Annotated in this window: 9 protein-coding genes; all 9 read right to left on the bottom strand. The window is 72.7% G+C overall.

Annotated features, from left to right (window positions below):
* Nucleotides 1–67: 67 nt before the first annotated feature.
* The gene (locus AC0666_RS04975) at nt 68–4,093 is read right to left on the bottom strand and encodes an Rne/Rng family ribonuclease (protein ID WP_478707108.1); all 4,026 of its coding nucleotides are present in this window, start codon (nt 4,091–4,093) and stop codon (nt 68–70) included.
* A 235-nt stretch (nt 4,094–4,328) separates the two neighbouring features.
* Nucleotides 4,329–5,108 carry a TIGR03936 family radical SAM-associated protein gene (locus AC0666_RS04970; RefSeq protein ID WP_468968525.1) on the bottom strand — a complete coding sequence of 260 codons (780 nt, stop codon included), beginning with the start codon at nt 5,106–5,108 and terminating at the stop codon, nt 4,329–4,331.
* Between the two features lie 127 nt (nt 5,109–5,235).
* Complete coding sequence (locus AC0666_RS04965) at nt 5,236–6,222, bottom strand: hypothetical protein (RefSeq protein WP_468967924.1); 987 nt, start codon at nt 6,220–6,222, stop codon at nt 5,236–5,238.
* Between the two features lie 72 nt (nt 6,223–6,294).
* A complete protein-coding gene (locus AC0666_RS04960) occupies nt 6,295–8,220 on the bottom strand; it encodes a TIGR03960 family B12-binding radical SAM protein (RefSeq protein ID WP_478707107.1) in 1,926 nt (641 codons plus the stop codon).
* Nucleotides 8,221–8,307: 87 nt separating this feature from the next.
* Nucleotides 8,308–9,816 carry a CYTH and CHAD domain-containing protein gene (locus tag AC0666_RS04955; protein WP_468967926.1) on the bottom strand — a complete coding sequence of 503 codons (1,509 nt, stop codon included), beginning with the start codon at nt 9,814–9,816 and terminating at the stop codon, nt 8,308–8,310.
* 82 nt (nt 9,817–9,898) lie between these two features.
* On the bottom strand, nt 9,899–11,098 hold the full coding sequence (rodA, locus tag AC0666_RS04950; protein WP_468967928.1) for a rod shape-determining protein RodA: 1,200 nt from the start codon (nt 11,096–11,098) through the stop codon (nt 9,899–9,901).
* A gap of 11 nt (nt 11,099–11,109) precedes the next feature.
* The gene (gene mrdA, locus AC0666_RS04945; protein WP_468967931.1) at nt 11,110–13,290 is read right to left on the bottom strand and encodes a penicillin-binding protein 2; all 2,181 of its coding nucleotides are present in this window, start codon (nt 13,288–13,290) and stop codon (nt 11,110–11,112) included.
* A 13-nt stretch (nt 13,291–13,303) separates the two neighbouring features.
* Entirely contained in the window at nt 13,304–14,008 is a 705-nt protein-coding gene (gene mreD, locus AC0666_RS04940) for a rod shape-determining protein MreD (RefSeq protein ID WP_468967934.1), read from the bottom strand.
* A gap of 12 nt (nt 14,009–14,020) precedes the next feature.
* Nucleotides 14,021–14,965 (bottom strand): rod shape-determining protein MreC, encoded by a 945-nt coding sequence (gene mreC / locus AC0666_RS04935; protein ID WP_468583002.1) that lies wholly within the window; start codon nt 14,963–14,965, stop codon nt 14,021–14,023.
* Nucleotides 14,966–14,979 lie beyond the last annotated feature (14 nt).

Here is a 14,979-nt window from a genome sequence, read left to right as displayed (position 1 = left end):
AACCGGGCCCTCCAGGCCCCGCACGGCCGGGGCCCGCCTCGCGGCGGGGCCCCGGCCGTACAGCGGATCAGGCCTCGGTCGGAGCCGAGACGGACGGCGGCGTCTGCTGCTCGGCCGCCGCGGTCTTCTTCGTCGCCCGCTTCGCCACGGTCTTCTTGGCCGTCGCCTTCTTCGCGACGGTCTTCTTGGCGGCCGTCGACTTCTTGGCGGTGGTCGCCTTCTTGGCCGGGGCCTTCTTCGCCGCCGGGGCCTTCTTGGCGGCCGTCTTGCGGACCGTCTTCTTGGCCGCCGGGGCAGCCTCCTCGGCCTCCGCTGCACCGGCCTCGGCCGGGGCGGCCTCGGGTTCGGCGGCAGGGGCCTCGACGACCACGACGGCCGCCTCCGCGGCGCCGGCCGGCGAACCGGCGGGTGCGGTGGCCTTGCGGGTGGCACGCCGACGCGGACGGGCCGGGGCGGCCTCCTCGACGGGGGCCTCGGCGACCTGGGCGGCGGCCTCGGGCTCCGCCTCGGCGACGGGCTCCGCGACGGGCTCGGGCTGCGTCTGCGGCTCCTGCTCCGCGGCCGGAGCCTGGGCGGCCTCGGCCGCGGGGGCCGGGGCGCCCGCCGGAGCGGTCGCCTTGCGGGTCGCACGGCGACGCGTACGGCCCTTGGGGGCGGCCTCGACCGTCTCGGCGGCCTCCACCGCCTCGGCGACGACCTCCGAGACCGGCTCCAGCACCGTCTCGGCCGGCTCGGTCACCGGCTCGTCCTCGACCTCGACCACGGGCTCGACCACGGCCTCGGCCACCGGGGCCGGTGCGGCCGCACCGCGCGGGGCGCCCGCCGGAGCGGTCGCCTTGCGGGTGGCACGGCGGCGGTTGCGACGGCCGCTCAGGCCCGCCGCGGCCTCCGCCTCGGCGGCGCTGCTGTAGAGCTCCTCGTCCGGGACGAACGCCGGCTCGGGCAGCGCCACGGGAGCGGCGACCTCGGCGGCCAGCTCGGCCTCGGTCTCGACCTCGAAGACCTCGGCCTCGGCCACCTGGGCCGTCTCGACGCCCTCGGTCTCGTGGTCGTGCTCGTGGCCCCGGCCGCCCCGGCGCTTGGCGCGCTTGCCGCCGTTGCCGCCGCCGATCGCGCTCGGCGTCTCCATGTGCACGATGACACCGCGCCCGTTGCAGTGGACACAGGTCTCGGAGAAGGACTCCAGCAGCCCCTGGCCCACCCGCTTGCGGGTCATCTGGACCAGGCCCAGCGAGGTCACCTCGGCGACCTGGTGCTTCGTACGGTCGCGGCCCAGGCACTCCAGCATCCGCCGCAGGACCAGATCGCGGTTCGACTCCAGGACCATGTCGATGAAGTCGATGACGACGATGCCGCCGAGGTCGCGCAGCCGCAGCTGGCGCACGATCTCCTCGGCCGCCTCCAGGTTGTTCCGGGTGACGGTCTCCTCAAGGTTGCCGCCCTGACCGGTGAACTTGCCGGTGTTGACGTCGATGACGATCATCGCCTCGGTCTTGTCGATCACAAGGGAGCCGCCCGAGGGCAGCCACACCTTGCGGTCGAGCGCCTTGGCGAGCTGCTCGTCGATCCGGTACGTCGCGAAGACGTCGACCTCGGAGGTCCAGCGCGAGAGCCGGTCCGCCAGGTCGGGGGCCACGTGCGAGACGTAGCCGTGGATGGTCTCCCAGGCGCTGTCACCGCTGACGATGACCTTCGTGAAGTCCTCGTTGAAGATGTCGCGCACGACCCGGACGGTCATGTCCGGCTCGCCGTACAGCAGGCTCGGCGAAGAGGTCGTGATCTGCTTCGACTTCTTCTGGATGTCCTCCCACTGCGCCTGCAGACGCTCGACGTCACGGCGCAGCTCGTCCTCGCTCGCGCCCTCGGCGGCGGTGCGCACGATGACGCCCGCGTCCTCGGGGACGATCTTCTTGAGGATCGTCTTCAGGCGCGCGCGCTCGGTGTCGGGCAGCTTGCGGCTGATGCCGGTCATCGAGCCCTCGGGCACGTAGACCAGGTAACGGCCGGGCAGCGAGACCTGGCTGGTCAGGCGGGCGCCCTTGTGGCCGATCGGGTCCTTGGTGACCTGGACCAGGACGGACTGGCCGGACTTCAGGGCGGACTCGATGCGGCGCGGCCCGTTGGCCATGCCGAGCGCCTCGAAGTTGACCTCGCCGGCGTACAGGACGGCGTTGCGGCCCTTGCCGATGTCGATGAAGGCGGCCTCCATGGACGGCAGCACGTTCTGGACCTTGCCCAGGTAGACGTTGCCGACGTACGAGGTGGCCTCTTCCTTGTTGACGTAGTGCTCGACGAGCACGTTGTCCTCAAGGACGCCGATCTGGGTGCGGTCGCCGTTCTGGCGGACGACCATCACGCGCTCGACGGCCTCGCGGCGGGCCAGGAACTCGGCCTCGGTGATGATCGGCACACGGCGGCGGCCCTGCTCGCGACCCTCGCGGCGGCGCTGCTTCTTCGCCTCCAGACGGGTCGAGCCCTTGATGGACTGCACCTCGTCGGCGCCCGAGCCGGGTTCGGCCTTCTCGCGCGCCGGGCGCGGCTCGCGGACCTTGACGACGGTGCGTACGCCGTCCTCCTCGCGCGCGGCCTCGGCAGTGACGTCGGCGGGCTCACCGCTGCGGCGGCGACGGCGGCGACGACGACGGCTGGAGCTGGAACCGAGGGCGCCGGCCTCCTCGGCCTCGTCCTCTTCCTCCTCCTCGGCCTCCTGCTCCGCAGCCTCCTGCTCGGCGGCCTCGGCCTCCTCCTCGACGGACTCGTCCAGGTCGGCGGCCTCACCGCGGCGGCGGCGACGGCCACCGCGACGGCGGCGGCGGGAGGGACGCTCGCCCGTCTCGTCGGCCTCCTCCTCGTCGAACTCGGCTTCGGCCTCGACCTCGGCCTCGACCTCGGGCTCCTCGGGGGCGGCTTCCACCTCGGCCGGGGCGGCCTCGGCGACACCGCGGCCACGGCGGCGGCGACGACCGGCGGGCTGCGCCGGAGCCTGGACGGGCTCGGGCTCGGCTTCGAGCTCCTCCTCGACCTCCTCCGCCTCGCTCGCGGCAGCCGCTGCCGCGGCGGCCATGGCGGCGGTCTCCGGGGTCTGGAACATCGGCTCGGTGAACACCGGGGCCTGGAACACGGCCACGGCGGGCCGGGTGACGCGGCGGCCACGGGCCGGGGCGGCGGGCTCGGCCTTCTCGGCGGGCTCGGCGGCCGGCTGCGGGGCGGCGGCGGCCGGGGCGGCGGAGCGGGTGGCGCGGCGGCGGCCGCGCTTCGGCGCGTCCACGGCGTCGGCGACGGTGACCGTCGCGGTGGCCTTCGGGGCCCCCTGCTCGGCGGCCTCGGCGGCGGGGGCCTCGGGAGCGGTCACGGCGCGGGTGGCGCGGCGACGGGCCCGCGGGGCGGGAGCAGCAGGCTCCTCGGCAGCGGCGGGGGCGGCAGCGGCGGCAGCAGCAGCCTCCTCGGCCGGGGCCACCACGGCCTCGGCGCTCTCCGCAGCCGGAGCGGTCACGGCACGGGTCGCACGACGGCGGGCTCGCGGAGCCGGGGCAGCGGGCTCCTCGGCAGCAGCGGCGGGGGCGGCAGCCTCGACCACCACGGCCTCGGCGGCCTCCGCAGCCGGGGCGGCCACGGCGCGGGTGGCGCGGCGACGGGTCCGCGGGGCAGGAGCGGCAGGCTCCTCGGCGACGGCCGGAGCAGCGGCAGCAGGCGCGGCAGCCTCCTCGGCCGGGGCCTGGGCGGCCTCGGTCTCGGCCACCGGCGCAGCCACGGCACGGGTCGCACGGCGACGGGCCCGCGGAGCCGGGGCAGCGGGCTCCTCGGCAGCAGCGGCGGGGGCCGCAGCCTCGACCACCACGGCCTCGGCGGCCTCCGCAGCCGGGGCGGCCACGGCGCGGGTGGCGCGGCGACGGGCCCGCGGGGCAGGAGCGGCAGGCTCCTCGGCGACGGCCGGAGCAACGGCCTCGGCGGTCACCGGGGCGGCCGGCGCGGCGGCGGCGCCGCCGGGCGGTCCGGCCGGGCGGGACGCGGCACGGCGACGCCTGCGCGGGGGCAGGTTGTCGCTCGGGCTGTTGCTGTCAGCGCTTTCGGGGGTGTTTTCGTTGCTGAGCATTGCGGGCGGTTCTCCCGTCACGCTCCCGGGCGCCGCGGCTGACGTCCGGTCCGGCTCGGTTTCGCGCGATGAACGCGGAACCGGCCTCCGGGGCGCGTTCGCCACACGGGAGCTGTAGTCCATGGCCGCCGGTTCCGTACGCGTTGTCCGTACGGCCTGGCGGAAGTCTTCAGGTCAGTGCGCGGCCCGACCCAGGTGGCTCCCGAGTGCCAGGGCTGCGCTACGACGACGATCCCTACGCGGCGGGACCTTCCGGCGCCTTCGCGTCGGCGGTCACGGCGGCCGTGGGTGGGGCGGCCGTGACAGCCTCGCGGTCGGGCGCGAGCGGGTCGGTCACCGTGCCGGACTCCTCGTCGAAGAGCCCCTGCGCCAGCCTGGTCACCGCTGCGGGGACCGGCGGCGCCAGGTCGGCCACAGCTCGGAGACCGGACAGGACGTCGTCGGGTCGCACGGCAGGTGTCAAATGCCGAACAACCAGCCGCAGTATCGCACAGGCATTGTCCAGCGGCCTATCAGCCGGAGCAGGAAGGGCTTCGATGCCGACCACGGCCTCGCGGGCGTCGAAGGTGCGCATGCCGTTCTTGGTCCGGCGCTGCACCTCCACCGTCTCGGCGGCGAGGAAGGCCTGCACGGCCCGCTCGGCCTCGGCGGGCTCGACGCCCTCCAGGCGCAGCTCCCACACGGAGGCGGTCAGCCGGTCGGCGAGCCCGGAGGTGCGGGCCTCGACGGCGTCGATGATGTCGAGGCCCAGGGGCATCGACTCGTCGAGGAGCTCGCGGAGCTTCTCGGGGTCGCGGGGCTCCGCGAGGGCGATCTCCAGGTACTCGGCCTCACTGCCGGTGCCGGTGGGCGCGGCGTTCGCGTACGAGACCCGGGGGTGGGGGGTGAAGCCGGCCGAGTACGCCATGGGTACCTCGGCGCGGCGCAGGGCGCGCTCGAACGCGCGCTGGAAGTCTCGGTGGCTGGTGAACCGGAGGCGGCCACGCTTGGTGTAGCGCAGTCGGATGCGCTGCACCACCGGTGCGGGCGGTGGGCCTTCGGGCTGTCGCTTGCCCAGTGGTTCTTCTCCTTGTGCGGGGCTCCGCGGCTCGCGCGGCGCCCTGAGGTCTGGTGAGCCTGCCGGCCACGCCTAGCCCTCCGGCTCATTCCTGCCGCCGGGGCAGGGAGGGGGCGGGCGCGTTGCCTGCGGCTGTCTTACTACCCAGAGTACGCGCCCGTGACCTCGCCGGTTCCCGGGGCGGGGCTCCGAACAGGGTGCGCCTCAGCTCGGCGCGCACCTCCCGGACGGTGGTGCGGACCGTCCGCCAGACCTCGCGTACGAGATGCCCCACGGGGGTCAGCACATGGCGGTACACCTGCGCCACCGGCCACCACAGCACCCGCCCGACCCACCGCAGGCCGCGCCCCAGGGCCCGCAGGATCCGCCCGGCCACGTGCCAGGCCCAGACGAGGACCTGCCCGAGGGGTACCAGCACCCACCGGTACACCCCGCCGGCGATCCAGGCGACCGCCAGCCACAGGGGCCGCAGCACGTACCGCCCGACGGGGGTGAGCACGTACGCGTACACCGCCTGCCCCAGCCACACCAGGCCGTGGCCGAGCGGGATCAGCACGTACCGCCACAGCCCCACCCAGGGCCAGACGAACAGGGCCTTGGCCAGCAGCCACGCGACCCACACGACGCCCTTGGCCAGCGGGGCGAGCAGCCAGCGCAGCGCGCCGCGGCCCGCCCAGCGGAGCGCCTCGCCCACCGGGCGCAGGAGGTACGCGTACACGAACCGCCCCACCGGGGCGAGCAGGTACCCGTACCCGGCCCGCCCGACGGGGGCGAGCACGTACCGCCACAGACCCACCCAGGGCCAGACGAAGACCAGCTTCAGCAGCGTCGCGAGAAGGAGGCCGAGCGCACGCAGCACCGGCTGCACGGTCCGCTCGTACACCCACAGCAGCGCCGCACCCAGCGGCGCGAGCACATGCCGGTGGGCGAGCCGCCCGGCGGCGACGAGCAGCTCCCACACCACCCGAACGGGCAGGACGACCAGCACCGCCACGATCTTCACGGGTATGCGTACGACGCCGGCGAGGCAGCCCTCGCCCCCGCCGCCACCAGGGTGCTTGTCGAGTTCCATACCCCCAAGGACACCAAAGTGCCCCCCGCCGTTCCCGGCGGGGGGCACATCGGGCGCAGGTCGCGCGCCGCGCTACTTGACGACCGTCAGCGGGAGCAGCTTCTTGCCGGTCGGGCCGATCTGGATGTGCGTGTCCATCTGGGGGCAGACGCCGCAGTCGAAGCACGGGGTCCAGCGGCAGTCCTCGACCTCGGTCTCGTCGAGGGCGTCCTGCCAGTCCTCCCAGAGCCAGTCCTTGTCGAGGCCGGAGTCCAGGTGGTCCCAGGGCAGGACCTCCTCGTAGGTGCGCTCGCGCGTCGTGTACCAGGCCACGTCCACGCCGTACGCGGGCAGCGTCTTCTCCGCGGCCTCCATCCAGCGGTCGTACGAGAAGTGCTCGCGCCAGCCGTCGAAGCGGCCGCCCGACTCGTACACGGCGCGGATGACGTCGCCGATGCGGCGGTCGCCGCGCGAGAGGAGGCCCTCGACGATGCCCGGCTTGCCGTCGTGGTAGCGGAAGCCGATGGAGCGGCCGTACTTCTTGTCGCCGCGGATCTTGTCGCGCAGCTTGGCCAGGCGGGCGTCCGTCTCCTCGGCCGACAGCTGCGGCGCCCACTGGAAGGGGGTGTGCGGCTTCGGCACGAAGCCGCCGATGGACACGGTGCAGCGGACGTCGTTCTGGCCGGAGACCTCCCGGCCCTTGGCGATGACGTTGACCGCCATGTCGCCGATCTGCAGGACGTCCTCGTCGGTCTCGGTCGGCAGGCCGCACATGAAGTACAGCTTCACCTGGCGCCAGCCGTTGCCGTAGGCGGTGGCGACGGTGCGGATCAGGTCCTCTTCCGAGACCATCTTGTTGATGACCTTGCGCATGCGCTCGGAGCCGCCCTCGGGGGCGAAGGTCAGGCCGGAGCGGCGGCCGTTGCGGGTCAGCTCGTTGGCCAGGTCCACGTTGAAGGCGTCCACGCGGGTCGACGGCAGGGACAGGCCCACCTTGTCGTCCGAGTAGCGGTCGGCCAGGCCCTTGGCGATGTCGGCGATCTCCGAGTGGTCCGCGGAGGAGAGGGAGAGGAGGCCCACCTCCTCGAAGCCCGTCGCCTTGAGGCCCTTCTCGACCATTTCGCCGATGCCGGTGATGCTTCGCTCCCGCACGGGGCGCGTGATCATGCCGGCCTGGCAGAAGCGGCAGCCGCGGGTGCAGCCGCGGAAGATCTCGACGGACATCCGCTCGTGGACGGTCTCGGCGAGCGGGACCAGCGGCTGCTTGGGGTAGGGCCACTCGTCGAGGTCCATGACCGTGTGCTTGGACACCCGGTAGGGGACGCCCGACTTGTTCGGGGCGACGCGGGCGATGCGTCCGTCCGGCAGGTAGTCGACGTCGTAGAAGCCGGGCACGTAGACCTGGCCGGTCTTGGCCAGGCGGAAGAGGACCTCCTCGCGCCCGCCCGGACGGCCCTCGGCCTTCCACGCGCGGATGATCTCGGTCATGTCGAGGACGGCCTGCTCGCCGTCGCCGATGACGGCGCAGTCGATGAACTCGGCGATCGGCTCGGGGTTGAAGGCCGCGTGGCCGCCCGCGAGCACGATGGGGTGGTCGACCGTGCGGTTCCGGGCCTCCAGCGGGATGCCCGCGAGGTCGAGGGCCGTGAGCATGTTCGTGTAGCCCAGCTCCGTGGAGAAGGACAGGCCGAACACGTCGAAGGCGCCGACCGGGCGGTGGCTGTCCACGGTGAACTGCGGCACGTTGTGCTCGCGCATCAGCGCTTCGAGGTCCGGCCAGACGCTGTAGGTGCGCTCGGCGAGCACGCCCTCGCGCTCGTTGAGCACCTCGTAGAGGATCATGACGCCCTGGTTGGGCAGTCCGACCTCGTACGCGTCGGGGTACATGAGGGCCCACCGGACGTCCGCGCTCTCCCACGGCTTGACGGTGGAGTTGAGCTCACCGCCGACGTACTGGATGGGCTTCTGCACATGCGGGAGCAGAGCTTCGAGCTGTGGGAAGACCGACTCGGACATCACGCGACTTTCGTGAAGCGGGCAGGGGGCGACTCTCAAGCGTAACCCGAGGGGCGGTGGCCCCCTGCCGCCGTGATCGGGCCGCCCCCCTCAGTAGGCGGCCGCTCCGCGGGCCGCCGCCCACACCTGGGGGAGCTCCCGTTCGAGCCGCTCGGCGACGGCTTCCTCGCGGGCGTAGAGCAGGCCCCAGGTGAAGGCGGACTCGCCCGCGCCCGTCGCCTGGGCCCCGAGGCCGCGCAGGGCCTCGCGGGCCACCACGCTGTCCTGGTGGTCCCCGAGCAGGCTCTGCACCGACGTCATGGCCTTGGCCTGCCGTTTCGCGGACTTGCCGAGGGCGGGCCGGGCCGCCTCCGCCGCGTAGCGGGCGCGTTTGGCGGCCTTGCGGGCCTCGTGCAGGGCCACGTCGCGCGGCTGCCCGGGCTCCAGGGACAAGGCGTGTGCGACCTTGCGGGCGAGCCGTTCGTGGTCGCGGCGCACCGCCTTGGGCAGGACCCGGCCTGCGGGCCGGTCCGCGGCGGGGCGCAGCGGCGGCTCGGCCAGCAGCGCGTCGAGGGTGTCGAGCAGGGTGACGTACCGCTTGCTGTCGAGGACGGCGAGCGCGCGCCGCCGGGAGCCGGACCGGCGGGTGGCGTTCCAGACCCGGAGCCGGCCGCGGACGGGGCCGAGCACGAGGGTGCGCGGGATCTCGCCGATGCGGGTCTGGATGCGCTCCATCAGGACTTCCTGGTCGCGGTCGACGCCGAGCTCGGCGGCCACCCAGCGCAGCTCCTCGCCGATCGGGTCGGTGACGGCGCGGTCGAGGACCTTGCGGTACGTCTTGAAGGCGCTGCGCATCCGGCGGGCGGCGACCCGCATCTGGTGGACGGAGTCGGGCAGGCTCCGGCGTACGGCCGGGTCGTGGGCGACCAGGGCGTCGCGCTGTGCGCGCAGGTACGCGAGGACGTGTGCGCCCGCGGTGTCCTCGGCGAGGCCGGGCGCGGGCCGGCCGGGCGGCTCGTGGCCGGTCTCGGTGAGGGCGCGGGCGAGCTTCGAGGGGGCGTGGGAGACCTTGAGCCCCGCCGCGGCGAACGTCTGCTCGACGGCGTCGAGGAGCGCCGGGTCCACGTCGTCGGCGAGTTCCACCTCGACCTCGGTCCAGGCGGCGGTGGCCCGGTCCCGTTCGGCCCGGACCGCGTCGGTGGACAGCTCCGCGAGCACGGTTCCCCCGGCGTCGAGCAGGTGGCTGACCCGGCGCGAGGAGAGCAGCCGGACCTGGGGCTCCAGGCCGGTGTCGCGGACGCGGGAGCGGACCAGGGCGGCGAGGGAGCGCGGGACGGTGTCGCTGAGGGGGGCGGTGATCTCGTCGCGGACCCCCGGGGAGACGGGCAGTTTGAGGTGCCAGCCGGCGTCGGCGCCGCCGGTGCGGCGCCGGAGGGTGAGGCCGTCGGCGGCGAGCCGCTGGTCGGGGGTGTCCCAGTACACGGCGTCCAGGTCGACGGTGCCCTGGTCGGTGACCGCGGCGATGGCTGCTGTGCCGGTCAGGTCGGGGACTCCGCGCCGTGCGGCCTGGGTCGTCGTGAACTCGAATTTGCGCTCGATCTCGCGCTTCGTGTCCGCCATGGATCGAACTTAGCCCTGAACGGATCACGAAGGCAGGGTGAACGGCTGCTCGGCCGCGCAACCGGCCGAAGTTCGACCCCGGCTAGGCCGACATCGGCCGCTGCACCTTGATCGACTCCAGCAGTCCGACCGCCACCCACACCGCGAACATGGAGGAGCCGCCGTAGGAGACGAAGGGCAGCGGGAGTCCCGCCACCGGCATGATCCCGAGGGTCATCCCGATGTTCTCGAACGCCTGGAAGGCGAACCAGGCGATGATCCCGGCGCTCACGATCGTCCCGTACAGCTCGGTGGTCTCGCGCGCGATCATGCAGGCCCGCCACAGCACGATGCCGAGCAGCACCAGGATCAGCCCGGCGCCGAGGAAGCCCAGCTCCTCCCCCGCCACGGTGAAGACGAAGTCCGTCTGCTGCTCGGGCACGAACTGGCCGGTGGTCTGCGAGCCTTTGAAGAGCCCGGAGCCGGTCAGCCCGCCGGAGCCGATCGCGATCCGCGCCTGGTTGGTGTTGTAGCCGACACCGGCGGGGTCGAGCTCGGGGTTGGCGAAGGCGGCGAAGCGGTTGATCTGGTACTCGTCGAGCACGCCCAACTGCCAGATCAGGATGGCCCCGGCCGCGCCCGAGCCGAGCAGCCCGAGCACCCAGCGGTTGGACGCGCCGGAGGCCAGCAGGACGCCGAGCACGATGATGACCATGACCATGACGGAGCCGAGGTCGGGCATCAGCATGACGATCCCCATGGGGGCGGCCGCCAGGCACAGCGCCTTGACCACCGTGCGGTGGTCGGGGTGTTCCAGGTCGCCGGCGTCCACCCGGGCCGCCAGCAGCATGGCCATGCCCAGGATGATGGTGATCTTCACGAACTCCGAGGGCTGGAGCGAGAAGCCGCCGCCCAGCACGATCCACGCGTGGGCGCCGTTGATGGTGGCGCCGAGCGGGGTGAGCACGGCCAGGATGAGCACCAGCGAGATCCCGTACAGGATCGGCACGGCGCCGCGCAGGGTGCGGTGGCCGAGCCAGACCGTGCCGATCATCAGCACCAGGCCGATGCCGGTGTTGAGGGCGTGGCGGACCAGGAAGTAGTACGGGTCCCCCTGGTTGAGCTGGGTCCGGTTGCGGGTCGCCGACCACACCAGCAGGGAGCCGATGAAGGACAGCGCCAGCGCCGACAGGAGTATCGGCCAGTCGAGCCGGCGCAGCACCGAGTCGCGCGAGGTGAGCTTGGCCATCGCGCCGCGCTCGGGCGCGTACCGGGATACGGAGAACTTGTTCGCGGTCTGCATCTCAGTCCTGCTCAGTCCTGCCGCGCGGTGGGCGGGGCGGGGGCGGGGGGGCCGGCCAGCGGCGGGGCCGCTTCCTCGGGGGACGGGGGCACGTACGGCTTGATTTCGGGGGAGGCGATGGATCCGTCGGGCTGGATGGTGGGCAGCTTCGCCTCCGGCTTGAGCAGCAAGGCCTTGGTGACGTCCTGTTTGCCGGCCATGTCGAGACCGTAGATGGCGTTGTAGATGTTGCGCACGGCGGGTCCCGAGGCACCGGAGCCGGTACCGCCCTGGGAGATCGTCATCACGATCGTGTAGTCGTCGGTGAAGGTGGCGAACCAGGACGTGGTCTGCTTGCCGTAGACCTCGGCGGTACCGGTCTTGGCGTGCATGGGGATCTGCTCCTGCGGCCAGCCGCCGAAGCGCCAGGCGGCGGTACCGCGGGTGGCGACGCCCTCCAGGGCCGCGACGATCTGCTGCCGGGTGCGCTCGTCCAGCGGCAGCTTCCCGTGGGCCTTGGGCATGATGGGATCGATGTGCTTGCCGTCGGCGCTGATGACGGCCTTGCCGATGGTCGGGTTCCACATGGTGCCGCCGTTGCAGATGGCGGCGTAGATGGTGGCCATCTGGATCGGGGTGACGAGGGTGTCGCCCTGCCCGATGGAGTAGTTGACGGCGTCACCGGCGCGCAGGAGGTTGCCCTCCAGGCAGTTCTCGTAGGCGAGCAGCTCCAGGTAGGTGCCGCCCTTCTTGCCGGTCTTGCACCAGCTGTCCTTGTTGGCCTTCCAGAAGCGCTGCTTCCACTGGCGGTCGGGGACGCGGCCCTTCTCCTCGCCGGGCAGGTCGACGCCCGTCTCGGCGCCGAGGCCGAACTTGTGGGCGGTCTTGAAGAAGATGTCGCCCGGGTTCTTCACCGGCTTGAGCCCGCCGTCCTTGATCCACTGCTGGTGGGCGAGGGCGTAGAAGACGGTGTCGCAGGAGACTTCGAGGGCCTTGCCGAGGGTGATGCTGCCGTGGCCCTGGGACTCGAAGTTCTTGAAGACCTGGCCGCCGATGGAGTACGAGCTCGGGCAGGGGTAGTCGCCGTCGAACTTGTACCCGGCGTTGACCGCGGCGGTGGTCGGGATGACCTTGAAGATGGAGCCGGGGGCCGCCTGCCCCTGGATCGCCCGGTTCATCAGCGGGACGTTGGACTCCTTGGCGGTGAGTTTGGCGTAGTCCTTGCCGGAGATCCCGCCGACCCAGACGTTCGGGTCGTAGGTGGGGTTGGAGGCCATGGCGACGACGCGGCCGGTCTTGGACTCCAGGACGACGACCGCTCCCGCGTCGGCCTTGTACGGGACGCCGGTGTTGCGGTCGATCTGCTTGCGGGCCTCGACCATCGCCGCGTTCAGCTCGTACTCGGCGACGCCCTGGACGCGGGCGTCGATGCTGGTGACGAGGTGGGCCCCGGGGATCCCCGGGTCGTTCTTGGCCTCGCCCATGACCCGGCCGAGGTTGTCCACCTCGTAGCGGGTGACCCCGGACTTGCCGCGCAGCACCCGGTCGTAGGTCCGCTCCAGTCCGAAGCGGCCCACCTGGTCGGAGCGCAGCAGCGGGGAGTTGGTGTTCTTGGCCTTCTGGATCTCGTCGTCGGTGACCGGGGAGAGGTAGCCGAGCACCTGGCCGGTGTTGGCGCCGCCGGGGGCCGGGTAGCGGCGTACGGCGGTGGGCTCGGCGGTGATGCCGGGGAACTCCTCCGGGCGTTCGCGGATCTGCAGGGCCTGCTGGGTGGTGGCCTCTGCGGTGACCGGGATCGGCTGGTAGGGCGAGCCGTTCCAGCACGGTTTGGGGGTCTTGGAGTCGCAGATGCGGACCTTCTCCATGACCTCTTGGGGCTTCATGTCCAGCACCCCGGAGAGCCGGGTCAGGACGTCCTTGCCCTTGTCCTTCATCTTCATCAGCGCCGTACGGCTGGCCGAGACGACGAGACGGGTCTCGTTGTCGGCCAGCGGGACCCCGCGGGCGTCCAGGATCGAGCCGCGCACGGCGGGCTGGACGACCTGCTGGACGTGGTTGCTCTTGGCCTCGTGGTAGTACTCCGCGCCGTTGCGGATCTGGAGGTACCACAGGCGCCCGCCGAGGGTGCACAGGAAGGAGACGACGAGCACCTGGATGATCACCAGCCGGATCTGCACCCGGGAGGTGCGGCCGGTCTCGGGGATGTTGCTCACGGGCGCTCGCCTCTCACAACTTCTTGACGCTCTTCACGCTCTTCACGGCCTTGACGCCCTTTATCCGGACGGCCTTGTTGGCGCGGTTGCGAGAGGTCATGAGGCGCAGGCCGCCCCGCTGGCTGCCGATCCGCAGACCCGTGCCGCCGGCGAGCCAGCCGGCGGACACGTCGGTGCCCGTGGCCGGCCCGCCGTTCCCCTCCACGGCCATCGGGTCGTTCTCGGCGCGCCGGGCCAGCGCCATGATGAACGGCACGGTGAACGGCGCGAGCAGCAGGTCGTAGAGGGTCGCGGTGAACAGCAGGCCGGTCAGGCCCACATGGCGGGCGGCCGTGTCGCCGACGAGGGCGCCCACACCGGCGTAGAGCAGCGTGGAGCCGATCGCGGCGCCGACGACGGTCAGCAGGGGGCCCCAGGCGGAGCGGAACCGCCCGGAGTCGGGGCGTACCAGGCCGGCGACGTAGCCGATGACGCACAGGACGAGCGCGTAGCGCCCGGCGGCGTGGTCGGCGGGCGGGGCCAGGTCGGCGAGGAGTCCGGCGGCGAAGCCGATGAGGGCGCCGCTGAGGTGCCCGTACACGAGTGCGAGGGCGACGACGGTCAGCAGCACCAGGTCGGGTACCGCGCCGGGCAGTTGCAGCCGGCCGAGCACGGTGACCTGGATGACGAGGGCGACCACCACGAGGGTGGACGCGAGGAGGATCCGGTTGAAGCGCATGGGGGGCGGCTCCTACTCGTCGGCCGGCTTGCCGGGCACACTGGCGGACGGGGACGGCGTGACCGTGACGGTGACCGTCGGGGTCGGCTGGACCTGGGGCTTGGGTGGCAGGACGGCGTCGCGCGGATCCTCGCGCGGCGGCATCACCACGACGCCGACGATGTCCAGGCGGGAGAAGCCGACGAACGGGCGGACCCAGACCGTACGGGTCAGGTCGCCGCGCGAGGGCTCGACCTTGACCACCTCGCCGATCGGGACGCCGGGCACGAAGGGCTTGTTCCCGCGGGAGCCGAAGGTGACGAGCCGGTCGCCGGGGCTGACCTTGGCCTTGCCGTTGAGCATCTGGACGGACAGCGCGCGGTCGCCCTGGCCGGTCGCGAAGCCGAGCTCGCCGGTCTTCTCCAAGCGGGTGCCGACGGTGAAGTCGGGGTCGTTGGCGAGGACGACCGTGGCGGTGTCGGGGCCGACCGTGGCGACCCGGCCGACGAGTCCGTCCCCGTTGAGGACGGTCATGTCGCGCTCGATGCCGTCCTTGCTGCCCGCGTCGATGGTGACGGTCCAGGAGAAGCCCTGGGCCGCTCCTATCGCGATGACCTCGGCGCCCTTGATGCCGTACTGTCCGGCGCCGGCCCGTTTGAGCATCTCGTCGAGCTCGCGGATCCGGCTGCGGGTCTGGTCCTCGCTGCCCAGCTTGGCCTTCAGGGCGGCGTTCTCGCGCTCCAGCACCGCGATGCGGTTGTGGCGCTCGCCGGAGTCCCGTACGGCCCCTATGGCGTTGGCGACCGGATCCACGGCGGTCGCGACGCCCTTCTCGACCGGACCGAAGACCGCGGCGGCGGCCTGCCGGGCACCGTCGACCGGAGACTCCTCGCCCGCTCTGATGTCCACCGTGATCAACGCGAACGCGATGGCGATCATGAGCACCAGGAGCAGCCGGCTTTCTCGTGTGTCCCTCACGTGCGGCGGCCGTG

This window comes from Streptomyces sp. NPDC043680 (assembly GCF_056436685.1).
Note: the sequence above shows the minus strand (reverse complement) of the source record. Positions and strands in the feature narration are given on the sequence as shown.